This is a genomic window from Dyella sp. 01N448, from assembly GCF_056399225.1.
Genome location: NZ_JBFTQX010000006.1, coordinates 140792 through 166146, shown reverse-complemented (window position 1 = coordinate 166146; position 25355 = coordinate 140792). Strand labels below are relative to the sequence as shown.

Sequence of the window (25355 nt, the reverse complement as noted above, 5' to 3'; positions counted from 1 at the left end):
GTTGCTCCGGTTCACGTCGTGCGGCCGATGGTCTTGACCGCGTAGTGGTGTTGCGCGCAATCGATCACGAGCTGGCGGCCGTTCTCGCCACCTACGTCGAGGTGCACCAGCCTGATCCTGGTCTGGCCAATCAGCTGCTGCGCCATGCGCGCGTTCTGTTCGCCGATCAACCCGTGCCGTGGCGCCGCGGTGTGCTGCACCATGCAGGCACCGCCAACGATCACGGCTTCCACTTCATCCTGCCGCACGCGATCGAGCTCCATCATCGACAGCAAGGTGGGCACGGCGCCGGTGACGTATTTCGCGCCCTCGCCTGCCGGCCCCTGCGGCGACTCCGGCAACAGGCAGTGCGCCATCCCGTAGATGCCGCGACGACGCCAAAGCAGGCCGATGCCGACGCATGAGCCCAGGATCGCGCGCAGCACGTCATTGCCCCGGCCGATCCTCACCTCGCACATGCGTACCTGGATATCTTCCCCCTCAGGCATGCATGCGCTCCTGCCGGCGATAGATCAGCGGCTGCTCGAAATCGAATCCCACATTGAGCCGGGTCAGCGATTCCGATTCCCCGATGATCAGCACGCTGCCGGGCGCCATGGCGCGGCGCACGTTCTCCAGCGCGCTGCACTGCCCTTCCTCGTCGAAATAGATGAGGACATTGCGCAACAGGGTGATGTCGAAGCGGGTCGCGCCATCGAGCCGTTTATGCAGGTGATGCTCGCGGAACACGATGTGCGAGCGCAGCGTGGGCGACGCGAGATAGCCGTCGCTGCTCGGCTGGAAATACTTGGCCAACCAGCCGGGCCGGGCGCGCTTGAGGCCTTCGATGCTCTTGCCCTGATAGAAACCCGCCTTGCCCACGGCCAGCACCTGGCTGGCGATGTCGGTGGCGAGGATCTGGTACTTGAAGGCCGGATGATGTTCGCGAAATTCCTCGCACATCATGGCCATCGAGTACGCCTCCTCACCAGTGGACGCCGCCGCCGACCACAACTGCAGCGTGGCGCCGCGATGCTCGCGGAACCACTCCGGCAGCAGCTGCTGCCAGAGCTGATCCCAGATGCGCGGCGTGCGGAAGAACGAGGTCTCGTTGGTGGTCACCAGGTTGATGAAGGCAGACACTTCGTCCGGCTGCGCATCCAGCACCGCGAGATAGTCGCGGTACCGGTTGAGCGACAGCGCCTGCAGGCGGCGGCGCAGGCGCCCCTGCAGCAAGGTCCACTTGCGGTCCGCCATATGGATGCCCGTGTGGCGCTGCACCTTGTCCAGCAGCGCGCGCTGGGTGGCCAGGTCGATGTCGCTCTCGATCTCCATCGGCGCGATCCTCAGACCACGAACCGCTGGACCGTCCGATTCAGTTCATCGGCTCCCTGGGTGAGCGAGGTGGTGGAACGGGCAATGGTGTCGCAGGCAGTCGCCGACTTCTCGGTTTCTTCGGCCACCTGCTGGATCGCCGCGCTCACTTCGCGCGCCGCCACCAGTTGTTCGTCTGCGCCGCAGGAGATCTCGGAGATCGCCTGGGTAGTGCGGCCCACGCCGGCAACGATTTTCTCGAACGCTTCGCCGGCCTGCTTGGAGATCTCGCTGCCCTGCGCCACGCGCTTCACCGATTCGTTGATCAGCTTGGAGATTTCCTTGGTGGCCTGCGAGGAGCGTTCCGCCAGCTTGCGCACTTCGTCCGCCACCACCGAGAAGCCCAGGCCGTGCTCGCCCGCACGCGCCGCTTCGATGGCGGCGTTGAAGGCGAGCAGGTTGGTCTGGCTGGCGATCTCGCCGATCACCTTGATGATCTCGCTGATGTCTTCGGAGGATTTGTTGATCAGTTCCATCGACTCGATCGAGCGCGCAATCGCCTTGGCGCCGCGTTCGGCTTCCTGGTGCGTGTCCTTGGCGAGCTGGTCGGCGCTGCGGGAGTTGGTGGCGATGGAATTGATCGAGGCGGTGAGTTCTTCGATCGACGCATTCATTTCTTCCACCGTGGCGCCGAGCAATTGCGCGCCACTGGCCACGCCGCTGGCGCGGCCGGCGATCTCCTGCGAACTGCCGGAGAAGCCGCCGGCGTTGTCGACCACCTTGCCGATCACGCTGCGCAGGTCGCTCATCATTTGCTGGATGCCGTCGGCGAGCTGATCGATGGGATCGCTGCCCTCGACGCGTACTTCGCCGGTGAGATCGCCTTCCGCGGCCAGTCGCACCGTTTTGAGCAGGGCCTCGACCTTGCGCTGGTCGTCGGCGGCGCGGAGCTTCACGCCCTCTTCCATGGCCACTTGCGCGGTGACGTCGGTGGCAAACTTCACTACCTTGCTCAGTCGACCGTTGCCGTCGTAGATCGGGTTGTAAGTGGCCTGGATCCAGATCACCCGACCGCCCTTGCCCATGCGCTTGTAGCGGCCTGCGTCGAATTCGCCGCGGTTGAGCTTGGCCCAGAAGTCCGCGTAGGCCGCGCTGGCCGTGTAGCTGTCCTCGCAGAACATGCGGTGATGGTGGCCCTGGATTTCCTCCAGTTCATAGCCCATCGCCTTGAGAAAGTTGTCGTTCGCGCTGATCACGTGGCCACCGAGATCGAACTCGATCATCGCCTGGGCCTTGTCGATGGCGTTGACCTTGCCTTCGAACTCCGCCTTCTGCTGGCGATTGGCGGTCACGTCCGTGGCGAACTTGATCACCTTGTACGGCTTGCCGTTCTCGTCGAATACCGGGTTGTAGGAGGCGTTGATCCACACTTCGCGGCCGTCGCCGCCGATGCGCTTGTACTCACCGCGGTCGAGCACGCCTTTGCCGAGGTTTTCCCAGAATTTCTTGTACTCGGCGCTGGCCGCGTAGGCAGGTTCGCAAAAGATGCGATGGTGCTGGCCGCGAATATCCTCCAGCGTGTAGCCCATCGCCTTGAGAAAGTTGTCGTTGGCGTGGAGCACCTTGCCCTTGAGGTCGAACTCGATCACGGCCTGCACGCGATGCAATGCGTCACTGACGGCGCGAAGCTCATGCGGCACGAGCTGCAACTCCGGTGTCTCTTTTCCCATGGCCCTCTCCCCCGGTTTTTGAGCACGCATTGACTGCATGCCCGTGAAATCTCTGCGGGAGGGCGCTGGCACGGATCGCTGCGCGCAGCGATCCGGCTCCTCTTCCAACGACACAGCGCCGCCCCAGACACGTCGCGCGTGGGGCGTCGGCTACTGCGTTTGTCTCTCCCGCGTGAGAGGTATCGGCGTGGGAAAGATGCCCTTGAGGCCTGAAAACAAGGTGAAAAAGCGTGAGATTCGCAAGATGCGTGAGATTGGCGTGCCGATGGCTACCGCGTTGTCCGTTTCCCGAAAGTTGGATCGAGGCAATGTGATGGCCATCACAATGGATGGCCATCACATCATCAAGCATCACACCGACGGTCTATGGCTTAAGACATAGCAGTTTCGTCGGCGCGACGAACCTCAAGGTGCCGCTGCCCGCTTCAGATTCGACTGCGGACGCGCCACCGCATACATCTCCCAGGCGATCTGCTTGAGCAAAGCCGTGCGGTCCGCACCGACGGCGTACAGATCAAAGTGGGTCTTATTGGGCAGGAAGCGGATGTCCGACTTTGCATGCAGTCCATCGAGCACCGTCTTGAGTCGATGCGCCGAGCCATCCAGGTAGAACGTGTCGGCCGTACCCACGATGAGGTGGATCTTGCCGTCCAGGTCCGGCGCCAGCTGCGGCCACTGGGCCTGCAGGTGATGGGCGATGTCGTAATGGTCGCGCCAGTAGTCGACCACGTTCGTGTTCACCTCACCGGTATCGCGATCGAACATCGCCAGCGGACGGCCATCGGCGCCGCGCGGCGAAAACACCCATTCGAACGACGCCATCTGGCCGCCGTAGCTGCCGAACACGCGTTCCATCTGCGCGTACTGCTGGAAAGAGGCGACCACCTTGCCCTGGTCGCGGATCAGCGGGTACGCGGCGCCCTCAGGGTTGCGATAAACGTTGGCGTGCGCCGCATACAGATCGACGCCGGTGAAATCATGGAAGTCGCTGGAATCGGGCGAGGTGGACCAGGTGCCTCCAAACGTCTTCGGATAGCGCGTCTGCAGCCACAGCGTGGCCCAGCCGCCGGACGAGTGGCCGTTGAGGAACCGGCCCGACACTTTGGCGTCCATGCGATAGCTCGATTCCAGCTGCGGAATCAGCTCTTCGGTGAGCGCCTTGCCCCACGGTCCGTTGTTCACCGAGTCGGCAAACTCGTGTGTGCCGGTGGGCAATGATTCGTCGAGCAGCACCCAGATCATCGGCGGCATCTGGCCGTTGGACATGGCCAGCCAGGTGTTGGCGACGACGCCGGCGAAGTGATCCATGCCGCCGCCAAAGCCATGCGTGTAATACACCACGGGATAGGTCACCTTGGCCTTGGCATCGTAGCCAGGCGGCAGCAGGACCAGGCCGCGCATATGGATCGGCCGGCCCCAGAAAGCAGTGAGTGCGGGACTGACGAAGTCGATGGTCTGCACGTGCTTGCGCGCTTCGGGCAGCGCCTCGCGCGCGGCCGGATTGATCGAAGGCGACAGCGCCCAGGGATCGGCGGCAGGCAATCGGGTCGCGAGTTTGATCGGCGGCAGGCCGGTGGCCGGCAGATGCACCTTCATCACGCTGCTGACCAGATCGCCTTCGCCGCGGCCGCCATAGTTGTAGCTGTGGTTGGCGTCGAGCACCGCCTGCACGTAGTAATCGCCGGGCGCCAACTTGCTGAAGGCCGCCGGATAGGCCAGCTGGTCGGCGTCGATGTCGACGCCCTGCCCCGCCACCAGGCGATTCACTTCGCGCGCCGCCACATTGACCTTGTCCGGCGAGAGCTGATCAAGATCCACCTCCGCGACCTTGCCGTTCTTGGCTTCGGCCTCGGCGAGCTTGGCCGGTTCGGCGAACACCAGCAGCCGACCGGACGCGACGTCCGTGCCCGCTACCGCCAGGTCCACGTGGAAACGCTGCGCCACGCTGGCCGGCTCGGCGGCCATGCAAGTGGCGGTGGCCAGTCCCAGGCACAGCAGGACGGCAAGCTTCGATCGGTGTGACAGCATGACTAACTCCCTAGTGGGTGATCCCCTTTTAAACGAACCTTCAACGGAATCGCCGACAAAGTCCATCACCCTGGCTCACGCCGAAGCAGCGTCAGGGGATGCGTTCACCGGTGCCATACGGCGGCGCGTCCTGCTGCCTGATCCAGTCCGCGAGCAGGCGAAAATAGCCCTCGGTGATGCGCGTGACGCGGCGGCTGCCATCCGGGTTCTGCACGAATTCGTACATGCCGTGATCGGTGTGCGGGAACACATAGAGGTCGATAGGCTTGCCTGCGTGTTTCAGCGCGACCAGGCGTTCGCGCGTCACGCTGCCCGGCGCTTCGCGGTCGTCACCGGCCAGCACCCATAGCTGCGGGATGTTCAGCGCGCGGATGGCGGCTGTCGCGTCGTAGTTCCAGAGGATATTGAGATTGTCGTGGCGGGGCGCCCCAGTGCGGCGCAGATCAGCTTCCTGTTCGGCCAGCAACTCGCCGGTGAACTCACCTTCGATGGTGTGCAGCCAGGGTTCGTTGGCGAACTTGCGCTTCACCGCGGCCAGCTGGTCGTAGCCGGCGGTGAAGTGCGAGGCCATCACCGCGTCGGTGGCGTCGGTCACTTCGCGTGCCTTGGCGATCGCCGCCGTGTCATAGCCTTTCTCCTGCACCTCCAGCGCGACTTGCTGCTGGTCTTCCTCCAGCGGTGTCATCACCAGGCCGAAACCCACGGCCACATAATCCGCATGCGCCAAGGCCGCCGCGCGCGGCGCCACCCAGCCGCCCTGGCTGCCGCCGAAGAAACCGGCACGCGAATAGCGGCCCGCCGCCAGCTTGCGCGCCTGGTCGAGCGCGGCGGCGGCATCGTCGGCGAGCAATTCGAAATTCTGCGTGTAGTCACCGGCGGATGCACCGGTGCCGCGTTTGTCGTACGCAAACACGGCCAGGCCTTCGGCAGCGAACACCAAGGGGTAATAGCCGCCGATGCCAGGCGTCTTTTCCGAACCATGCACAAACACCACCAGTGGCGGCTTGCCGTTGGACTGCGCCGGTTCGATCAACACGCCCGCCAGTTCGGTGCCGTGGCTGGTGAAGTGCGTCGGCGTTTCGCGCAACGCCACTTTTGGCTGCGCGAGGTAGCGTCCATCCGACTGACGCACGCTCACCACGCCTTGTTCGCAGCGTACCGGTGCGTCTGCGCCGTTGACGTCGCCGCGATGGCCATCCACAAACGTATAGCGTTCCGGTGCACTCGCACCGCTGGCCGTGGGATTGGAGATGACGACGAGCGGCTTGCCCGCCTCGCCATACACACCGTAGTCGCACGTGGCCGGAGCGGCGAACGCGATACCGGCAACCGAAACACACAGCAAGCCTGCAACGAACCGTTTCATGCAACCTGCACTCCACCGTGGGGACGCCGCCACTATAGGCAGCGTCCCGCACGCATCGCCCCTGCTATTGGTCAGGGCGCGCTGGAGGTCTTGGCCGCCTTGGCGGGCGTCAGGCGCAGATCCTGGAAGTCGAAACTGAAATCGGTGAGTGGCGACACCGGTTCCATGCGCACGTCGCGAATCTTGCCATCGGCATCCAGCGCGTAGCTCACGAAGGCATCGGCGTTGAGCGCGCGATCATCCCAGCGCACGATGAAGGTGTCGTGCTGCCACGGCGTCATGGTGCCCACCAGTTGCGCGGTCTTTGAGAAACGCATGCGCAGCTTGCCGCCCTGCTGGCTGACCTCGATATCGCCGTACCACGGATCGTGGAACGTGCCCGCATAACTGGCCAACGGCAGCGTGGGCTTGCCGCTCTTGGCGCGCGCCGCCTCGTGCTTGCTCCAGCTGTCGTCGGCATTGCCTTCGGACTTCTTCACCGCAGCGGCATACGCGGCACACCAATCCTTCTTGTCCTTGCCCAGGTAAGCATCGAGCACGCGATATGTCACTGCGTTGAAAGCCGCGCCCGACTCCTGGTTGGTGAGCACCACAACGCCCAGGTGAAGTTCCGGCACCAGCGTCACGCGCGACACCATGCCCGGCCAGCCACCCGTGTGCCACACCAGGCGTTGACCCTGGTAATCGGAGAGGAACCAGCCTTCGCCATAGCCGGAGAAATTCGGGCGCATCGATTTGAGTTCCGGCACCGGCGGCTCGGAAATCTTCATCGGCGTGAGCATCGACCACATCTGCTTCTGGCTGTCTTCGGAGAACAGCGCCTTGCCGTCCGGCAGCTTGCCGCCGGCCAATTGCACGTTCATCCACTTGGCCATGTCGTGCACGCTGGCGTAAATGCCGCCCGCGCCGGAGTTGTTCGACCAGGCCATCGGCGGCACCGGTTTGAGTTCGGTGAAGTTGAACTTGGCGTGGCCCATGGCCACGTCCATCCCGGGTTTGAGCTGGGTCATGTCGACCAGCGACTCATCCATACCCACCGGCGCGAAGATGCGCTGGCTGATGAAGTCGGCATAGCTCTGGCCCGACACCTGCTCGATCACCAGGGTGGCCACGGCAAACAAAATATTGTCGTAGGCATAGGCGCTGCGGAAGCTGGTGGCCAGCGGCACGTTGCGCAGGCGCTGCACCACTTCCTTGGTCGAGTACGAAGTGGGCGGCCAATACAGCAGATCGCCTGCGCCCAGGCCCAGGCCGCTGCGGTGGGCCAGCAGATCGCGGATGCGCATCTCGCGCGTCACATACGGATCGGACATCTGGAACCACGGCAGATGATCGATCACGCGATCGTCCATGCTGAGCTTGCCCTGTTCGGCCAGCATCTGCAGCGCTGCAGACGTGAACGCCTTGGTGTTGGAGGCGATGGCAAAGCGCGTGCGCGCATCGACCGGCTCGGGCTTGCCCACTTCGCGCAGGCCGTAGCCCTGCTCCAGCACGATCTGGCCGTCCTTGACGATGGCGACCGCGATGCCCGGCACGTCGAACTGCTTGCGCACGCCGTCCACGTAGGCAGTGAAATCCTGCAGCTGGGCCGGCAAGGCCGGCTGTGCGCTGCTGGAGACGACGGCCGTCGGCACGCTCGCCGAGGTGGTCTGCGCACAGGCCGGCGCGGCCAGCACCAAAAGCGCGATACAGCCCGCCAGTCGCGGGGAAAGGGTACGCAAGAACATTCGGCCACTCCGCCAGGGCAAAGGGCAACACTATCGCGGCAAAGGCCTTGCTGATCCAGCACTGAAAGTCATGCTGGCGACCATCTCGACGCGGAGGCTCGCGCCCCGGATCATGCAACGTTGCATCGAGGACTGCGCATGAACGACTGGATTGAATGGATCGCCAAGCACGCCCTGCCGCTGTGGGCGGTGTTGCTGGTAGCGGCCTTGCTGGCCGGCGATCTGGCATGGCAATGGAATCGCCATCACGGGGTAAAGACCTTGGCCGCCGGCCGTGAGCCCGTGGCATTGCGCGGCTTCACGGCGTTTCTGCTGCTGGTGACGATGTGCCTGTTGTTTGCGGCCATCGCCATCGCGCTCAAGGAGGAAGCCACGCGCTGGCTGCCGACCTTCGACGAGACGCTGGCCGAAGACCTGCGCAGCGCCGTGCAGCCCGGCGCGCTGCGACTGGTGGCGGCCGTGTCCCACCTGGGCGATCTCGGCACGGTGGCGGCCATCACGGTGGTGGTCCTTGGCGTGTTGTTGTTCAAGCGGCAGCTGCGGCTTGCCGCTTGCTGGACGCTCGCCATGGCCGGCGTGGTGCCGATCAACAGCGGCCTGAAGGCATGGTTCGAGCGACCGCGTCCGCTGCACAACCATGGCTACCTGGTGGAACACGGCTGGAGTTTTCCCAGCGGCCACGCGTTTGGCGCGATGGTGTTCTACGGCATGCTCGCCTATGTGCTGCTGCGCCTGCTGCCGCATCGCTGGCATCGCTGGGTGGTGGCCGGCGCGGTAGCGATGATCAGCGTGATCGGCCTCAGTCGCATCGTGCTGCAAGTGCATTACTTCAGCGATGTGATGGCYGGGTATGTCAGYGGRATGGCGTGGTTGGTGGTGYGTATTGGGGGTGCGGAGTGGTGGAGGTTGCGGGGCGCGCGGAACCCGCSATCGTCGTTGTAGGAGCGMASCCTGTGCGCGAGAGCACCWCAGTTYCGCCCTTGTGGGAGCGCACCCTGTGCGCGACTGCCTCAGTTCTACCYAAGACWTCGACCTCATCGCGATAACCAGTCGCGCACAGGGTGCGCTCCCACACAGGGGAAACGGAACGCGAGGGCTGCCCTCAATTCGGCGAATAAAGCTTCCGCCGCAGCAACTCTTTCGACGCCTCATCCGGCGACCCCAGCCACAGCAAATCGTCATTGGCCGGATCATTGCTGTCCGCATCGTTCAACGCATTGGCCTTGCGACGCGCAAACAACCCGGACATCGCGTGCGTGTTCTCGTCGTAGAGAATCAAAATGCGTTCGGCCGGGCAGTCATGCGGCTTGCAGGCGGTGGCGAGCAGTTGCGTGTGGCCATGGACGATGACCTGCTGCGCCGGTGTCGCGACGCCGCCCTGGCTGGTCCAGGCAGGCAATTGGTCGCCGCCGTACAGCGCGGCGAATGCCGTGGAGAAATCCGGGCGCTGCATCAGGTCGTAAAGATAGGTCAGGCCGCTGGGATTGCTCGCGCTCGTGGCGAGCGCGGGCGCTGCGGCAGCGACCGTGGCCGGCGTTGCGGCGGCGGCCGTCTTGTCTTCCGGCTGCTGCGAACAGGCGGCGCTGGCAAGCACGAAACCCAGCATCACTACGTAGCGGTAATCCATGAACGCCTCCTCGCGTGGCCGTGCACTCGCGCCCGTCGCGATGGAGACGACGTGGCGCCGGCAACCCGGCGCCACCATGCCACAGCTCAGCCCAGCTTGCGCGCCGCGGCGACCACATCGGCATCGCCGGGCAACACCAGCAAGGCAGCGCCAGCCAGCGGCGTATAGGTGTCGGCACCTACCACGCGCTCCAGCGGCGTGCCACCGCAACCGCCTTCGGCGATGGCGGTGATGATGCCCTCGCCCACGCCAGCACTCTTGCGACCTTCGTCCAGCACGATGATCCGTTTGGCGGACTTTGCCTGCGCCGCGATGAAGGCGTCGTTGAGAGGCGCCAGCCAGCGCAGGTCCACCACGCGCACCTTCCAGCCCAGCTCCGCTTCGATCGTGCGGGCGGCGCGCAAGGCCATCGTCACGCCATTGCCAAAGGTGAACACCACCAGGTCGTTGGCGTCCTGGCCGTAGACGCGGCCTTCGCCCAGCGTCATGGCCTCGCCCGGCGCGGGATAGCCGAATTGCCACTGGCCATCGCCCGCCTCGTACAAATCCTTGGTCATATACAGCGCGATCGGCTCGAGGAACGCACACACGCGGCCGTCGACCTTGGCCAGCGCCGTCATCGTGCGCAGCATCGTTGCCGCGTCGTCGCCGCGGCTCGGGCAGCCGACCACCAGGCCGGGAATATCGCGCAGCGCGGCGATCGAGTTGTCGTTGTGGAAATGCCCGCCAAAGCCCTTCTGGTAACCCAGGCTCGCCACGCGCATCACCATCGCATTGCGGAACTGGTCGTTGGAGAAGAACTGCAGCGAGGCCGCCTCGCCGCGGATCTGGTCGCATGCGTTGTGGAAATAGGCCAGATACTGGATTTCCGGCAGCGGCAGCATGCCCATGTTGGCATAGCCCTGCGCGAGACCGAGGATGATGGTCTCGTCCAACAGCGTGTTGAACACGCGGCTGCCCTTGAAGGTTTTGTTCAAGCCCTTGGTGACGGTGTAGACGCCGCCCTTCTGCGCCACGTCTTCGCCGAACAGCAGCGACTCGGGATACTTGGCCATGATGTCGTGCAGCGCCTGGCCGATCTGGATGGCCAGATGACGCGGCGGCTGATTCTCCGGCAGCTTCTCTTCGCTGCCGAAGGCGGCAAGGCGACGCTCCTGATAGTCCGTGCGCTCCGCTTCGGCCTTCACGGCCGCCGGCGTGTACGGCGCGAGCGGCTTCATCACCTGCTCCAGCGTGCTCAGGCGCGGGCGGCGGTCGGCATCTTCGGCCGCCTCGAAGCAACGCTTGCGCGTGGCTTCGTACAGCGCGAGCAGCGACTCCTTGGTGTACAGACCCGACGAGAGCGCGATCTCCGCCGAGCGCAGCAGCGGATCGGAGGCTTCGACGGCAAACAACTCTTCCACGCTGCGCCACTCGATTTCGAAATCGGTGCCGGCATGGCCCATCACGCGCGTGGTGCGCAGATGCAGGAAGGTCGGTCGGCGCGTGGTGCGGCAGTGTTCCACCGCCTCCTGCACCTGGGCATAGCCTTCGGCCAGGTCCAGGCCGTCGGCGTAGAAATAATCGAGATCGGCGCGATGACGGAAGTTGTTCGCGACCCAGCCGTTGGGCGTCTTCACCGAGATGCCGATGCCGTTGTCTTCGCACACATAGAGAACGGGCGCCGGCAGCTTCTGGTAGGCCGTCCATGCCGCGGCGTTGAATGCAGTCTGCGCGGTGGCGTGGTTGGACGAGGCATCGCCGAACGAGCAGACGGCGATGCTGTCCTCCGGAATCGGCAGCTTGTGGCCGATGCGGCGCGCCTGCTCGATGGCCACGGCCGTCCCCAGTGCCTTGGGCAAGTGCGAGGCGATGGTGGAGGTCTGCGGCAATACCCACAACGGCTTGCTGCCCCAGACCTTGTGGCGGCCACCGGAAGCGGGATCTTCCATGCTGGCGGCGAACGACAGCGCTGAATCCATCACCGGATCCATGCCCGGCAGCTTGCGGAAGCGCTCGGCCATGAAGCCGCCGGAACGGTAATGCAGGAAGGCCGGATCGGTATGCCGCGTGAGGCGCGCCACCATCGCATTGCCTTCGTGGCCGCTGGAGCCGATGGTGTAGAACACCTTGTTCTGCACGCGCAGCACGCGCGCCATCAAATCGAGATGTCGACTGATCAGCTGCGATTCGAGCAGCTCGCGAAAGCCCTGGCCGTTGAGCGCGCTACCCGGCAACACCGGCGAGTGGCCGCCCAGCGGCGCATGCACATCGCCCTGCCAGAGCTGCACGAACTCGATGAAATTCTGGTCGACGATCTCGGCGCGGTTGAAGCCTTTATGGCGGGCCGTGAGGGTGTAGGGGATGGCAGTCATGGTGGCTTGAGGTCTCGTCAACGAGTGGCCGTTTGGACGGCTGAAATTTGGTGTGTCAATTCGAAGCGAAGCAGCGCGAGCGGGCTGCGCCTTTGCTCCCTCTCCCCTGCGGGCGACCCGAAGGTAGTCCCCTCTTGGGAGAGAGGGCTGGGGTGAGGGGCCACGGTCGCGGCATGGCCTGTTCGAAGCAGGCTTCGTAGCAGCGTCATCGCGAGCACCCGCCCCTCACCTCAGTCCTCTCCCCGCAGGGGAGAGGAAGCTAGAGCGCGCAGCGCTTTCGCACGTTGTGCGTCCTTCTCACGTCCGAAGCTTTCAAGTATGCGAATCTGATCGTCGAGCGAAGGCACCGGCACCGCGAGACCATTGAGGCCCACCAGGGTCAACCGTCCGGCCTCCACCGGCCTCCAGCCATCGCCCTGATTGAGCTCCAGCCCGCCCATCACCTCGACGGGCAGCCCAGGAAACTGAAAGCGTGCGAAATGCGAACGGAAACGTTCGGCGCCTGCCGGTTCGTAGACCGATTCACGTCGCTCAGCCCACAGCGTCATCAAAGTATCCGCATCAGCGCGCGACACCAGCAGATCCACATCGGCCACGCCGACATCCGCACCGGCAAGCAAGGCCGCAGCACTGCCGATCACGCACCACGGCTCCACGCAATGCACGTGCAGCTCCGGCACGATCTCGGCCAGGGTGGCGTAGAGCGCGGGAGTGACGTGGCTCATGCGCGTTGCCGCCATTGCTCGCGGGTCTGTCCCCAGATTTCGATGGGGATATGCTCGAACGGTTCGGGCAGCCGACCGGGCCCACGCAGTGCGGAGCCGAGTTTTTTGGCCAGGGCCTTGGACGATTCGTTGGCCGGATCGATGCTGTGGATCACTTCATCCCAGCCCAGCCGATCGAAGGCAAAGTTCATGCAGGCGGTCGCGCCTTCGACGGCGTAGCCCTTGCCCCAGGCGTGGCGCGCGAGGCCCCAGCCGACTTCGCGACCGGGCCAGCCTTCGGGAAACCAGGGGCCCATGCGGCCGATCCACTGGCCGCTGCTTTTCTCGATCACCGAGAACATGCCGAAGCCCTGCACCGCCCATGCACCCACCATGGTGAGGAAGCCGCGCCACGCGACGGCGCGCGACTGCAGGCCGCCGATGAAACGCGCGGATTCGGCGTTGGCCAGGTTGGCGGCCCAGGCGTCGAAATCCTCCGCCTGCGGCGGGCGCAGGAGGAGGCGTTCGGTTTCGATGCGGGTGGTTTGCCAGCTCATGCCGAAAATCCCAACGTCGTGGCGATCAACGGGCAACCTCAGAACGCGTTGATCCCCGTCAACTCACGGCCCACCACCAGCTGATGCACCGTCTCGGTGCCCTCATAGGTGATCACCGATTCCAGGTTCAACGCATGGCGAATGGCCACGTGTTCGGTGGTGATGCCCGCGCCGCCGAGGATGTCGCGGCATTCGCGCGCGATATCGATGGCCATGCGGCAGTTGTTCCACTTGGCCATCGACACCTGGGTCGGCTGCATATTGCCGGCGTCCTTCAGGCGGCCGAGCTGCAGCGACAGCAGCTGCGCCATGGTGATGCGACGGGCCATCTCGGCCAGCTTGATCTGGATCGCCTGGTTGGAGGCCAGCGGGCGACCGAACAGGATGCGGTCCTGGGTGTAGTTCAGCACTTCCTGCAGGCAGGCCTGGGCCGCACCGATCGGGCCCCAGGTGATGCCGTAGCGCGCCTGCGTGAGGCAGCCCAGCGGACCCTTCAGGCCCTTCACGTTCGGCAGGCGGTTGGCCTCGGGCACGCGCACGTTGTCGAAGAACAGGCCCGACGTCACCGACGCACGCAGGCTCATCTTCTTGTGCACTTCCTGCGCGGCGAAACCCTTGCTGTCGGTCGGCACGATGAAGCCCTGGATGCCGTCCTCGGTCTGCGCCCACACGATGGCGATGTGCGCGACGTTGCCGTTGGTGATCCACATCTTGGCGCCATTGATGACCCAGTCGCCGCCGTCCTTCCTGGCGTTGGTCTTCATATTGGCCGGGTCCGAGCCGCCGTGCGGTTCGGTCAGGCCGAAGCAGCCGATGATTTCGCCCGCCGCCATCTTCGGCAGGTAGTGCATTTTCTGCTCTTCGGTGCCGTAGGCGTAGATCGGGTACATGCACAGCGAGCTCTGCACCGAGGCGAAGCTGCGCAGGCCCGAATCGCCGCGCTCCAGCTCCTGGCAGATCAGGCCGTAGCTCACGCCGTTCATGCCGGCGCAGCCGTATTTCTCCGGCAGCGTGGCGCCGAGCAGGCCCAGGCTGGCGATTTCAGGCACCAGTTCCTTGGGGAAACGGGCCTGGTCGAAGCAGTCCCCGATGATCGGCAAGACGCGCTCGTCGACGAAACGGCCGACGGTGTCCTGCACCATGCGCTCCTCATCGGAAAGCAGGGAGCGGACGTCATAGAGATCGAGGGGATTCAGGCGAGCGGGCATGCTTGAAGTTCCGTGACGTAGGGGACAATCCCCCATTCTAGCCCGGCCCACGGGATGAATCATGGCGGGGTGCAGCAGGCCCGGGGTAGGCGTGCGTGACGGGCTGTGGGACCATGCGCATTCCCGCGTCCCAGCCCCGGCTGGGACGCACGCGCCGTCTAGCCCGACGTCGAGCCCGGATCACCGCGGTACCGCCTGCGGCCGGCCTGGCCGGGGCATGACGGCCGACATTCCGCTTCCCCGCCGGATCGTCCATGTTGAAAGGTGTGTTACTCGGCTTTGCCTGCTACGCCGCCTATGCGATCAGCGATGCGTTCGTCAAATCGCTGCACGGCACGTTGCCGGCCTATGAAGCGGTGTTCTTCGGCGCGGTGCTGATGCTCAGCGCCCTGCCCTTCATCCGTAACCCCGGCGATCGCTATCTCGACGTGTTCACCGCACGCAAGCCGCACCTGTGGTGGATCCGCGCGATCACCGGCGCCATCTGCAATATCTCCGCCGTGATCGCCTTCACCGCCTTGCCGATGGCCGAAGCGTTTGCGCTGATTTTCTTGTTGCCGATCTTCGTGACGCTGCTGTCGGTGATTTTCTTGAAGGAACACGTGGGCTGGCGACGCTGGTCGGCGGTGATCGTAGGCTTCCTCGGCGTGCTGGTGGTGCTGCGGCCGGGTTTTCGCGAGCTCGGCGTGGGGCACCTGGCGGCGATGACCTGTGGTCTTTCCGGTGCGGTGTCGGTGGTCGCATTGCGCATGGCCGGTCCGCATGAAAAACGCATCAGCCTTTACGGCGCCGGCGTGATGGGTCCGCTGGTGAGCGGCGGCGTGTTGATGCTGCCAAGTTTCATCTGGCCGGATCTGCATCAGTGGTGGTTGCTGGCCGGTTACGGTCTGCTCGCCGGGCTTGCCGGCGTGTTGCTGATGCTCGCCACCCATCACGCGCCCGCCAATCGCATCGCACCCACCCAATACAGCCAGATGCTGTGGGCGATTTTCTTCGGCTACTGGCTGTTCGGCGATCACCTGGATTGGTTCATGCTGATCGGCATCGCGCTCATTCTTGGTTCGGGACTCTTCACGCTGGTGCGCGAGGAAAAGGTCACGAACTGGTGGAAGCGCACGCGCATGGTCTGATCGACCTTAGATGAATATTTCTTAATCAAGCAGCTAAGGACCTGCGTCTTGCCGCGAGGCATCACTCGTCCGTGACAACGCTTGTGCCATCACTTTTTCCATTGCATGTCAGCCCCGCGCCCACGCGCTTTGCGGGCAAAGTCATGGCCGCGCGCGCCCCTGCCCGGGTCAACCACATGGACCACGGATCGTTAGAAGTCAGTCAACACGACGTCACGGCGCAACATCGTCGCCGCATCGTGCTCGCGAACAACGATACGAATGGTTGGTCTTGTGAATTGCATACTTGAGTTGCTGGGAGATGGTCGATGAGTGCCGACACTGCCCAAACGTCCGGGCACCCTCGTAGGAAGCGTGGCGTACTGATCGCGGCCGTGATCATCGTGATCCTGCTCGTGCTGATCGTGGTCCATATCCTCTCCGGGCAAAAAACCAAAACTGGGCAGCCACCCCAAGTGGTGAGTGCCGCCACCGCCACGCTTGGCGATATGCCCGAAGTGCTCACCGCGCTGGGCACGGTCACGCCGGTGGCAACGGTCAACGTGCTGCCGCAACTGAGCGGCTACCTGACGGGCGTGGGCTACCAGGAAGGCCAGGACGTCGAGAAAGGCCAGTTCCTCGCGCAGATCGACCAGCGCCAGTACGAGATCAACAAGCAGCAAGCGCAAGCGCAGCTGGCCAAGGATCAGGCGACGCTCGATCAGGCACGCGCTGACCTGGTCCGCTTCACCCAGTTGCATGAGCAGAAGTCGATCGCCGAACAGACCTATGCCGACCAGAAGTTCACGGTGGCGCAGAACGAAGCGGCCGTGAAAGCGGACAAGGCCGCCATCGCGCAGGACGATCTGGACATCGCCTATTGCCATATCACTGCGCCGGTAGCCGGCCGTGTGGGTTTGCGCCTGGTTGATCCGGGCAACTACGTGACGCAGTCCACCTCGCCCGGCATCGTCACCATCACGCAGATGAAGCCGACCACGGTGCAATTCACCGTGCCGCAGAATTCGCTGGGCAAAGTACTGCAACGCGTGAACGGCGGCGCCAAGCTGCCGGTCACCGCCTATAGCAGCGACAACAGCAAGCAGGTCGCCACCGGCACGCTGTACGCGCTGAGCAACCAGATGGCCACCAGCACCGGTACGGTCACGCTGCGCGCCACCTTCGCCAATGACGACGAAGCGTTGTTCCCCAACGAATTCGTCAACGTGCAGATGCTGGTCGACACACTGCAGAAGGCGGTGCTGGTGCCCACCTCGGCGGTGCAGAGCGGCGCGCCCGGCGACTATGTGTATCTGGTCAATGCGGACCAGACGGTATCCGTGCACAAGGTGACGCCCGGCCCCAGCGACGGCAAATCCACCGCCATCCTTGCTGGCCTCACCGCCGGCCAGCAGGTGGTGACCGACGGCATGGACCGCCTGAGCGACGGCGCGAAGATCCGCATCGCGCAGCCGCATCCGGCCGGCGCCAGCAGCGCAGGCGCGCCTGCCGCCACGCACACTGGCAAGCGCGCGCACGCCGCCAGCGCGTCGTCGTGAGTCGCGGGCGCAAGAACCGATGAATATTTCCCGCCTGTTTATCATCAGGCCGGTAGCCACCTCGCTGCTGATGATCGCCCTCGTGATGGTCGGCCTCGTGGCGATGAAGTTCCTGCCGGTGTCATCCCTGCCCAACGTCGACTATCCGACGATCCAGGTGCAGACGTTTTATCCAGGCGCCAGCCCATCGGTGATGGCCACCACGGTGACGGCGCCGCTGGAAGTGCAGCTGGGTGAAATTCCCGGCCTGCAGCAGATGACCTCCAATAGTTCGGCGGGTGCGTCGATCATCACGCTGCAGTTCGACCTGTCGCTCAATCTCGACGTGGCCGAACAGAATGTGCAGGAGGCGATCAACGCAGCGAACAGCTTGCTGCCCTCCGGCCTGCCGGCACCGCCCACGTACGCCAAGGTGAATCCGGCGGATCGCCCAATCCTCACGCTGGCCGTCACCTCCAATTCCATGTCGCTGCCCCAGTTGCAGGACGTGGCGAACAATCGCCTGGGCGCAAAGATCTCGCAGGTGCCCGGCGTTGGCCTGGTGACGCCGGCGGGCGGCAACGTGCCGGCCATCCGCATCGAGGCCGATCCCAAGAAGCTGGCTGGCTACGGCCTCAATATCGATGACCTGCGCTCGCTGATCGCCAACGTCAACGTGAGCCAGCCCAAGGGCAACTTCGACGGCCCCGATCTCGACTACACGATCAACGGCAACGATCAGATCCAGAATCCGCAGGATTATCTGGACACCGTCATTTCGTACCAGAACTCGTCGCCGGTTTATCTGCGCGATGTGGCCCGCGTCACGCAGGCCGCGCAGAACACCGAGCAAGGCGCGTGGTTCAACAAGACCCAGGCAATTGTGCTCAACGTGCAACGCCAGCCCGGCGCCAACGTGATCGCCACCGTCAACCAGATCATGAAGCAGCTGCCGCAGCTGGAGTCCACCCTGCCCGCGGGCATGAAGGTCGAAGTGGTTACGGACAGCACCGGCGTGATCCGCTCCTCGGTCAATGACGCCGCGTTCGAACTGATCCTCGCGGTGATCCTGGTCGTGCTGGTGATCTTCGTGTTCCTGCGCAACCTGCCGGCCACCATCATTCCCAGCATATCGGTGCCAGTCTCGCTGGTCGGCACGCTGGCGCTGATGTACGAGCTCAACTATTCCATCGACAACCTGTCGCTGATGGCCTTGATCATCGCCACCGGCTTCGTGGTGGACGACTCGATCGTGATGATCGAGAACATCGTGCGCTACCTGGAGGAAGGCAAGACGCCGCTGGAAGCCGCGCTCGAAGGCGCCGGCCAGATCGGCTTCACCATCCTCTCGCTGACGGTGTCGTTGATTGCCGTGCTGATCCCGCTGCTGTTCATGGGCGGCGTGATCGGCCGCTTGTTCAGCGAGTTCGCGGTGACGCTGGCGGTGACGATCGTGCTGTCGGCGGTGGTGTCGCTGACCCTGGTGCCGATGCTGTGCGCGCGCATTCTCAAGGCGCAGGCCGATCGTCATCCCAGCCGCTTCGAACGCATCAGCGAAGGCTTGTTCGACAAGACGCTGGCGGCGTACAAGCGCGGCCTGCACTTCGTGATGGCGCATCAGATGGCGACGCTGCTGACGTTCTTCGCCACGCTCGCGCTCACGATCGTGCTTTACATCGTCATCCCCAAGGGCCTGTTCCCGGTGCAGGACGTGGGTGTGCTGCAAGGCATCAGCGTCGCGGACAACTCCGTTTCCTATGGAGTGATGGTGGATCGCCAGAAACAGCTGGCCGATGCCATTCTCAAAGACGAGGACGTAGCCAGCCTCACCTCGTACGTGGGCATCGACGGCACCAATACCACGCTCAACAACGGCCGCTTCCTGATCAACCTCAAGCCGCGCGACGACCGCTCGTCCACCGCTGCGGAAATTTCGCGTCGCATCCAGCAGGAAGTGACCAACATCCCGGGCATCAAGCTGTACATGCAGCCCGAGCAGGACCTCACGCTCGACACCACCATCTCGCCAAACCAGTACCAGTTCGTACTGCGCGGGCCCAACCAGCAGGCCTTCCAGCAATACGTACCTGAGCTGATCACGCGACTGAAGAACATCAAGTCGATCACCGACGTCACCAGCGATCTCAACAACGATGGTCTGGCCGTCAATGTCGAAGTGAACCGCCAGCTGGCGGCGCGCTACGGCATCACTGCCGCCACCATCGACAACGCGCTTTACGATGCGTTGGGCCAACGCATTGTTTCCACCATCTTCGAACAGGCCAGCCAATACCGCGTGATCCTGGTGGCCAAGCCGGAAAGCATTCCTACGGTGGAATCGCTGGGTGATCTGTATCTGCCCAGCCAGACGGCGAGCAGCGGCCAGGTGCCGCTCAAGGGCATCGCCACCATCAAGATCACCAAGTCGCCGCTGGTGATCAGCCATCTCTCCCAGTTCCCGGCCGTCACCGTGTCGTTCAACCTGGCCAAGGACGCCTCGCTGAGCAAGGCTGTGAAGGAAGTGAACGCGGCAGAGGCAGCGGTGCATCTGCCGACGTCGATCACGTCCACCTTCCAGGGCGCGGCGCAGGCGTTCCAGGATTCGCTGTCCAGCGAGGTCTACCTGCTCATCGCCGCCCTGATCGCCGTCTATATCGTGCTGGGCGTGCTGTACGAGAGCTTCATCCATCCGGTGACGATTCTCTCCACCCTGCCCTCGGCCGGCATCGGCGCGCTGGTCGCGTTGATGATTGCCGGCAGCGATCTGGATGTGATTGGCATCATCGGCATCGTGTTGCTGATCGGCATCGTGAAGAAGAACGCGATCATGATCGTGGACTTTGCGCTCGAAGCCGAACGCGAACACGGCAAGCCCGCGGAGGAAGCGATCTTCGAGGCGTCCCTGCTGCGCTTCCGTCCCATCCTGATGACCACGCTGGCGGCGATGCTGGGCGCCTTGCCGATGTTGCTGGGTTCGGGCACGGGTTCGGAGCTGCGTCGTCCGCTGGGCCTGGCCATCATCGGTGGCTTGCTGCTCAGCCAGTTGCTGACGCTGTTCACCACGCCGGTGATCTACCTCTACTTCGACCGGCTGGCCCAGCGTTTCCGCCGCCAGCGCCTGCCTGAAGAGGCGGCTGGGGAAGGCGCGTGAACATCCCTGGCGTCTTCATCAAGCGGCCGGTGGCGACCACGCTGCTGGCCGTGGCGATCCTGCTGTCGGGCATGCTCGCGTATTTCCACCTGCCGGTGGCGCCGCTGCCGAACATCACCTTCCCCGTGGTGGTGGTGCAGGCGAGCATGGCGGGCGCCAGTCCCAGCATCATGGCTGCGACCGTGGCCGAGCCACTGGAGCGTCGACTGGGCACGATTGCCGACGTTTCCGAGCTGACCTCCACCAGCACCGTCGGCTCGGCGCAGATCGTCATCCAGTTCGGCCTCAACCGTGATATCAACGGCGCGGCGCGCGACGTGCAGGCGGCGATCCAGGCGGCTCGCGCCGACCTGCCGACGACGCTGCGCAACAACCCGACCTACCGCGAGTTCAATCCGGCCGACTCGCCGATCATGGTGCTCGCGCTCACGTCAAAAACGCTGACCCGCGCGCAGCTGTACGACTCGGCCGATTCGGTGATCCAGCAGCAGCTCTCGCAGGTCGATGGCGTGGGCCAGATCACCCTGGGCGGCAGTGCGCTGCCCTCAGTGCGTGTGGAACTGGAACCGGACCAGCTCAATAGTTACGGCATCGGGCTGGAGGATGTTCGCGCCGCAATCAGCGCGGCGAACGCAGACAGCGTGAAGGGTCATATCGACCAGACCGGCCAACGCTTCGAAGTGCTGTCCAACGACCAGATCAACAAAGCCGCGCCGTATCGCGATCTGATCGTCGCCTATCGCAATGGTTCGCCGGTGCAGTTGCGCGACGTGGCGCAGGTGCTCGATTCAGCGGAAAACCTGCGCAACGCCGGCCTCTACAACGGCCAGGACGCCGTGCTGGTGATCGTGTACCCGTTGCCGGGCAGCAATATCGTCAAGACGGTGGCGCAGATCCGCAAGGCGCTGCCGTCGATCGAAGCCACCTTGCCGCACAACGTGCATGTGGGCGTGGCGGTGGATCGCTCGCAGTCGGTCAACGCGGCAGTCAACGACACCGAGCGCACGCTGTTCATGGCCGTGCTGCTGGTGATCGGCGTGGTCTATATCTTCCTGCAATCGCCGCGCGCCGTGCTGGTGCCGGCGGTGGCCTTGCCGCTGTCCATCGTCGGCACCTTCGGGCCGATGTACCTGCTGGGTTACAGCATCGACAACCTCTCGCTGATGGCCTTGACCATCGGCACCGGCTTCGTGGTGGACGATGCGGTGGTGGTGCTGGAAAACATCGTGCGCCATGTCGAAGCGGGCATGGACGTACGCGAGGCCGCGATGGTCGGCAGCGCGGAGGTGAGCTTCACCGTGATTTCGATGAGCCTTTCGCTGATCGCGGTGTTCCTGCCGATCCTGCTGATGCCGGGCATCGTGGGCCTGCTGTTCCACGAGTTCGCCGTGACGCTGTCCATCGCCATCCTGTTTTCGCTGGTGATCTCGCTCACGGTGACGCCGGCGATGGCGGCCTTTGTGATCAGCCGCAAGTCGCTGCATTCCAAGGCGCGCTGGGCCGTGTGGTACGAGCGGCAGTTCGAGCGCTTCCGGCAGGCGTATGCGCGCTCGCTCGCGGTGGTGCTCGATCATGCGTTCGCGGTGATGCTCACCCTGATCGGCCTGATCGTGCTCAACGTGGTGCTGATCCGGCTGGTACCGTCGACCTTCTTTCCCGAGCAGGACAACGGCATCCTCAACGGGCAGATCATTGCCGACCAGAGCATCTCCTTCCAGGCGATGCAGAAGAAGCTCGCGCAGTTGCAGGCCATCGTGCAAAAGGATCCGGCGGTGGCCTCGGTGGCCGGCTTCACCGGCGGTCGTGCGCTGAACACGGCCAATGTATTCATCGAATTGAAGCCGCTGGCCGAGCGCAAGATTTCCGCCGCGCAGGTGGTGGATCGCCTGCGTCCCAAACTCAACGCGGTGTCGGGCGCCAAGCTGTTCCTGCAGGCGGCGCAGGATCTGCGCATCGGCGGCCGGCAATCGGCCTCCGAATATCAGTACACGCTGACCAGCGACGATCCGGAGGCCTTGTTCACCTGGGTGCCGCGCCTGGTGACGGCGCTGGGCAAGTACCACGACCGCATCACCGACGTGAATTCGGACCTGCAGCAGAACGGCTTGCAGCTGTATGTGAACATCGACCGCGCCACCTCGGCGCGCTACGGCTTCGCGCCCAACCAGATCGACAGCGTGCTCTACGACGCCTTCGGCCAGCGCACCGTCTCGACCATCTACAACGAACTGAACCAGTACTTCGTGGTGATGGAAGTGGCGCCCAAGTACTGGCAATACCCGCAGACCATCAATCGCATCCGCTTCAGTACCGCCGCGGGCAATGCATCGGGTACGCAGCAGACGCAGATGTCCAAATCCATCGTGAGCGGCGTCGCCGCCAGCACCACGAGCACGACGACATCCAGCACCAACTCGCGCAACAGCGACGCCGAGGCCAACCAGCTCACCAATGCCATCGCCAACGCCAAGGGCGGAAGCTCCAGCGGCAGTGCGGACAGCACCTCGGCGGAAACCCTGGTGCCCTTCCCCGCGCTGGCGTCATATGTGAGCAACCACACGGCCACCCAGGTGAATCACCAGGGCGGCCTGGTCGCCGGCACCATCTCGTTCAACCTGCCGCCGGGCGGCTCGCTCAGCGACGGCCTGGCCGCCATCAATGAAGCGGCGCAGGAGTTGGGCATGCCGGCTTCCATCCATGGCGCGACGGCAGGTGCGGCTCAAGTCTACGCACAGTCCATGGGCACCATGCCGTTGCTGATCCTCGCGGCACTCGCAGCCGTCTACATCGTGCTCGGCATCCTGTACGAGAATACGGTGCATCCCATCACGATTCTTTCCACCCTGCCCTCGGCAGGCATCGGCGCGACGCTGGCCTTGCTGATCTTCGGCACGCCGTTCTCGGTGATCGCGATGATCGGCATCATCCTGCTGATCGGCATCGTGAAGAAGAACGCAATCATGATGATCGACGTGGCCATCCACCTGCAGCGCGACGAAGGTCTGGAGCCGCGCAAGGCGATCCACGACGCCGCCGTGGTGCGACTGCGCCCCATCATGATGACTACGGCGGCAGCCGTGCTGGGCGCCGTACCGCTGGCGATCGGCATCGGCCAGGGCGCGTCGCTGCGCCAGCCGCTGGGCATCACGGTGATGGGCGGCCTGATATTCAGCCAGGTGTTCACCTTGTACACCACGCCAGTGATCTACTTATACCTCGACCGCCTGCGCGCACGCCTGGCGCGTTGGTCCGAGAGCCTGCCGTGGAACCGATCGGACGCAAAAGCATGAACAAGATCTTTTCCCGCCATCTACTGGCCGTTTCGCTGGCGACGCTGCTCGGCGGCTGCATGGTGGGTCCCGACTACCACCGCCCGCAGGTCAACGTACCGACCCAGTACAAAGAGATGCCCGGCTGGACCTCTGCCACGCCCGCCGACGACGCACCCAAGGGCGACTGGTGGAAGGCCTTCAACGACCCGCTGCTCGACGAGCTGGAACCGCAGGTGGCCGTGTCCAACCAGACCGTGGCGCAGAGCTACGCCAACTATCAGGCCGCCGTCGCCGAAGTGCAGGTGGCGCGCAGCGCGCTATTCCCCACCATCGGCATCACCGGCTCGGGCAGCAAGCAGCGCTCGGCCGCCGGTAACGCCGGCAGCGGCGTCGAACACCTGACTCCAGTGAGCACCTCCGGTTCACTGGAGGGCAATGTGAGCTGGGCGCCGGATCTGTGGGGCAAGGTTCGCCGTACGGTGGAGGAGAACAAGGCCACCGCACTGGCGAGCCAAGCGACTCTCGCCAACGCCACCTTGTCCGAACAAATCGCGCTTGCCACGGCGGTGATCAACTTGCGCGTCTCCGACGCCAACATCGACCTGCTACAGCAGACCGTCGACGCGGACAAGGAATACCTGCGCGTCGTGGCCAACCAGGACAAGGCCGGCACCATCGCGCCCTCGGATGTCATCACGGCGCGCACGCAGCTGGAGAACGCGCAATCCAAACTGATCGCGCTGGGCGTGGCGCGTGCGCAAGACGTGCATGCCATCGCCGTGCTGGTGGGCAAGAACCCCGAGGAGCTCGACGTTCCCCACAACGCCACCCTCCCCACCCTGCCCCAGGTCCCCGCCGGCGTACCTTCCACGCTGCTGCAGCGCCGCCCTGATATCGCGATAGCCGAGCGTCAGATGGCTGCGCAGAATGCCGCCATTGGCGTGGCGATCGCCGCCTACTATCCGTCGCTGTCACTCTCTGCCGCGGATGGTTTCTCGCAGTCCCCGCTCGCTGGCCTGCTGCATGTGGCCAATCATGTGTGGTCGCTGGGCGCCGACGCGAGCGAAACGATCTTCGACGCTGGCGCACGCCACGGCGAAGTCGCTGCTGCCCGCGCGAACTACGAAGCCGCTGTCGCCAACTATCGTGGCACCGTGCTGGGCGCTTTCCAGAACGTTGAAGACGATCTCTCAGGCATCAACATCCTCGCCCAACAAGCGCAGGTGCTCGACGCTGCGGTCAAAGATGCCACTCGTGGATCGCAGATCGCATTCAACGAATACCAGGCCGGCACGGTGGATTACACGACGGCCGCTCTGGCGCAGACGACCGAGCTGAGCACCAAGCAGGATGCCTTGAGTGTGCAGCAGCAGAGGCTGCTGGATGCCGTGTCATTGATGGGCGATGTGGGTGGTGGCTGGTCGGCGGATGAATTGGCGCATGCGCCGGTAGCGGCGACAGCGTCTGCGGCGCAATAGAGACCAGCCGTTGTAGGAGCGCACCCTGTGCGCGACCGCCACGCCCGGGCGTATCGCTCCGTAGGTTTGTCGCGCACAGGGTGCGCTCCCACAATAAAAGCCGACCAAAACCGTTATCCACACCCATGACCTGCGTCCCCTTGTAGGAGCGCACTTGTGCGCGACCGCAGCGCTGGGGTGTACCTCTCCGTCGGATGGTCGCGCACAAGTGCG

17 protein-coding genes are annotated in these 25355 nt (G+C 64.3%); 6 read left to right on the top strand and 11 right to left on the bottom strand.

The genetic code is table 11. The features are described from left to right. Window positions 1-11 precede the first annotated feature (11 nt). The 6 genes from AC1DKY_RS12710 to AC1DKY_RS12685 form a co-directional block, all read right to left on the bottom strand. The gene (locus tag AC1DKY_RS12710) at window positions 12-488 is read right to left on the bottom strand and encodes a chemotaxis protein CheD (protein WP_441603688.1); all 477 of its coding nucleotides are present in this window, start codon (window positions 486-488) and stop codon (window positions 12-14) included. Then, complete coding sequence (locus tag AC1DKY_RS12705; protein ID WP_441603687.1) at window positions 481-1314, bottom strand: CheR family methyltransferase; 834 nt, start codon at window positions 1312-1314, stop codon at window positions 481-483. The genes AC1DKY_RS12710 and AC1DKY_RS12705 overlap by 8 nt, the downstream gene beginning before the upstream one ends. A gap of 11 nt (window positions 1315-1325) precedes the next feature. Then, a complete protein-coding gene (locus AC1DKY_RS12700; protein ID WP_441611396.1) occupies window positions 1326-3023 on the bottom strand; it encodes a methyl-accepting chemotaxis protein in 1698 nt (565 codons plus the stop codon). Between the two features lie 405 nt (window positions 3024-3428). After that, window positions 3429-5051, bottom strand: a complete 1623-nt coding sequence (locus AC1DKY_RS12695) for an alpha/beta hydrolase (protein WP_441603685.1) — start codon at window positions 5049-5051, stop codon at window positions 3429-3431. 91 nt (window positions 5052-5142) lie between these two features. Beyond that, window positions 5143-6417, bottom strand: a complete 1275-nt coding sequence (locus AC1DKY_RS12690) for an alpha/beta hydrolase family protein (protein WP_441603684.1) — start codon at window positions 6415-6417, stop codon at window positions 5143-5145. Between the two features lie 71 nt (window positions 6418-6488). Next, window positions 6489-8144 (bottom strand): serine hydrolase, encoded by a 1656-nt coding sequence (locus AC1DKY_RS12685; protein WP_441603683.1) that lies wholly within the window; start codon window positions 8142-8144, stop codon window positions 6489-6491. A 138-nt stretch (window positions 8145-8282) separates the two neighbouring features. Here AC1DKY_RS12685 and AC1DKY_RS12680 point away from each other — a divergent pair, with 138 nt between their 5' ends. Beyond that, window positions 8283-9086, top strand: coding sequence for a phosphatase PAP2 family protein (locus AC1DKY_RS12680; protein ID WP_477179985.1), 804 nt, complete (start codon window positions 8283-8285; stop codon window positions 9084-9086). 160 nt (window positions 9087-9246) lie between these two features. Here AC1DKY_RS12680 and AC1DKY_RS12675 read toward each other — a convergent pair whose 3' ends face one another. The 5 genes from AC1DKY_RS12675 to AC1DKY_RS12655 all read right to left on the bottom strand — a co-directional run bounded on the left by AC1DKY_RS12675 (window position 9247) and on the right by AC1DKY_RS12655 (window position 14594). Next, complete coding sequence (locus AC1DKY_RS12675; protein WP_441603681.1) at window positions 9247-9771, bottom strand: Ivy family c-type lysozyme inhibitor; 525 nt, start codon at window positions 9769-9771, stop codon at window positions 9247-9249. Between the two features lie 86 nt (window positions 9772-9857). Continuing rightward, window positions 9858-12125, bottom strand: coding sequence for a thiamine pyrophosphate-dependent enzyme (locus AC1DKY_RS12670; RefSeq protein ID WP_441603680.1), 2268 nt, complete (start codon window positions 12123-12125; stop codon window positions 9858-9860). 230 nt (window positions 12126-12355) lie between these two features. Further along, window positions 12356-12850, bottom strand: coding sequence for a nucleotidyltransferase family protein (locus AC1DKY_RS12665; RefSeq protein ID WP_441603679.1), 495 nt, complete (start codon window positions 12848-12850; stop codon window positions 12356-12358). Beyond that, a complete protein-coding gene (locus AC1DKY_RS12660) occupies window positions 12847-13386 on the bottom strand; it encodes a GNAT family N-acetyltransferase (RefSeq protein WP_441603678.1) in 540 nt (179 codons plus the stop codon). Before AC1DKY_RS12660 ends, AC1DKY_RS12665 begins: the two co-directional genes overlap by 4 nt. A gap of 38 nt (window positions 13387-13424) precedes the next feature. Next, window positions 13425-14594, bottom strand: coding sequence for an acyl-CoA dehydrogenase family protein (locus AC1DKY_RS12655; protein ID WP_441603677.1), 1170 nt, complete (start codon window positions 14592-14594; stop codon window positions 13425-13427). 254 nt (window positions 14595-14848) lie between these two features. On the opposite strand from AC1DKY_RS12655, the gene AC1DKY_RS12650 reads away from it, so the two are divergent. The 5 genes from AC1DKY_RS12650 to AC1DKY_RS12630 all read left to right on the top strand — a co-directional run bounded on the left by AC1DKY_RS12650 (window position 14849) and on the right by AC1DKY_RS12630 (window position 25142). Further along, complete coding sequence (locus AC1DKY_RS12650; RefSeq protein ID WP_441611392.1) at window positions 14849-15724, top strand: DMT family transporter; 876 nt, start codon at window positions 14849-14851, stop codon at window positions 15722-15724. 374 nt (window positions 15725-16098) lie between these two features. Then, entirely contained in the window at window positions 16099-17262 is a 1164-nt protein-coding gene (locus AC1DKY_RS12645) for an efflux RND transporter periplasmic adaptor subunit (RefSeq protein ID WP_441603675.1), read from the top strand. A 19-nt stretch (window positions 17263-17281) separates the two neighbouring features. Further along, entirely contained in the window at window positions 17282-20392 is a 3111-nt protein-coding gene (locus AC1DKY_RS12640; RefSeq protein ID WP_441603674.1) for an efflux RND transporter permease subunit, read from the top strand. Further along, complete coding sequence (locus AC1DKY_RS12635) at window positions 20389-23682, top strand: efflux RND transporter permease subunit (protein WP_441603673.1); 3294 nt, start codon at window positions 20389-20391, stop codon at window positions 23680-23682. Before AC1DKY_RS12640 ends, AC1DKY_RS12635 begins: the two co-directional genes overlap by 4 nt. Beyond that, window positions 23679-25142 (top strand): efflux transporter outer membrane subunit, encoded by a 1464-nt coding sequence (locus tag AC1DKY_RS12630; RefSeq protein ID WP_441603672.1) that lies wholly within the window; start codon window positions 23679-23681, stop codon window positions 25140-25142. The genes AC1DKY_RS12635 and AC1DKY_RS12630 overlap by 4 nt, the downstream gene beginning before the upstream one ends. Window positions 25143-25355 lie beyond the last annotated feature (213 nt).

Coding starts and splice junctions, on each gene's coding strand:
- AC1DKY_RS12690 (WP_441603684.1), bottom strand. CDS start 6,417: ATGAAACGGTTCGTTGCAGGCTTGCTGTGTGTTTCGGTTGCCGGTATC.
- AC1DKY_RS12695 (WP_441603685.1), bottom strand. CDS start 5,051: ATGCTGTCACACCGATCGAAGCTTGCCGTCCTGCTGTGCCTGGGACTG.
- AC1DKY_RS12685 (WP_441603683.1), bottom strand. CDS start 8,144: ATGTTCTTGCGTACCCTTTCCCCGCGACTGGCGGGCTGTATCGCGCTT.
- AC1DKY_RS12675 (WP_441603681.1), bottom strand. CDS start 9,771: ATGGATTACCGCTACGTAGTGATGCTGGGTTTCGTGCTTGCCAGCGCC.
- AC1DKY_RS12660 (WP_441603678.1), bottom strand. CDS start 13,386: ATGAGCTGGCAAACCACCCGCATCGAAACCGAACGCCTCCTCCTGCGC.
- AC1DKY_RS12670 (WP_441603680.1), bottom strand. CDS start 12,125: ATGACTGCCATCCCCTACACCCTCACGGCCCGCCATAAAGGCTTCAAC.
- AC1DKY_RS12630 (WP_441603672.1), top strand. CDS start 23,679: ATGAACAAGATCTTTTCCCGCCATCTACTGGCCGTTTCGCTGGCGACG.
- AC1DKY_RS12710 (WP_441603688.1), bottom strand. CDS start 488: ATGCCTGAGGGGGAAGATATCCAGGTACGCATGTGCGAGGTGAGGATC.
- AC1DKY_RS12700 (WP_441611396.1), bottom strand. CDS start 3,023: ATGGGAAAAGAGACACCGGAGTTGCAGCTCGTGCCGCATGAGCTTCGC.
- AC1DKY_RS12650 (WP_441611392.1), top strand. CDS start 14,849: ATGTTGAAAGGTGTGTTACTCGGCTTTGCCTGCTACGCCGCCTATGCG.
- AC1DKY_RS12655 (WP_441603677.1), bottom strand. CDS start 14,594: ATGCCCGCTCGCCTGAATCCCCTCGATCTCTATGACGTCCGCTCCCTG.
- AC1DKY_RS12705 (WP_441603687.1), bottom strand. CDS start 1,314: ATGGAGATCGAGAGCGACATCGACCTGGCCACCCAGCGCGCGCTGCTG.
- AC1DKY_RS12640 (WP_441603674.1), top strand. CDS start 17,282: ATGAATATTTCCCGCCTGTTTATCATCAGGCCGGTAGCCACCTCGCTG.
- AC1DKY_RS12665 (WP_441603679.1), bottom strand. CDS start 12,850: ATGAGCCACGTCACTCCCGCGCTCTACGCCACCCTGGCCGAGATCGTG.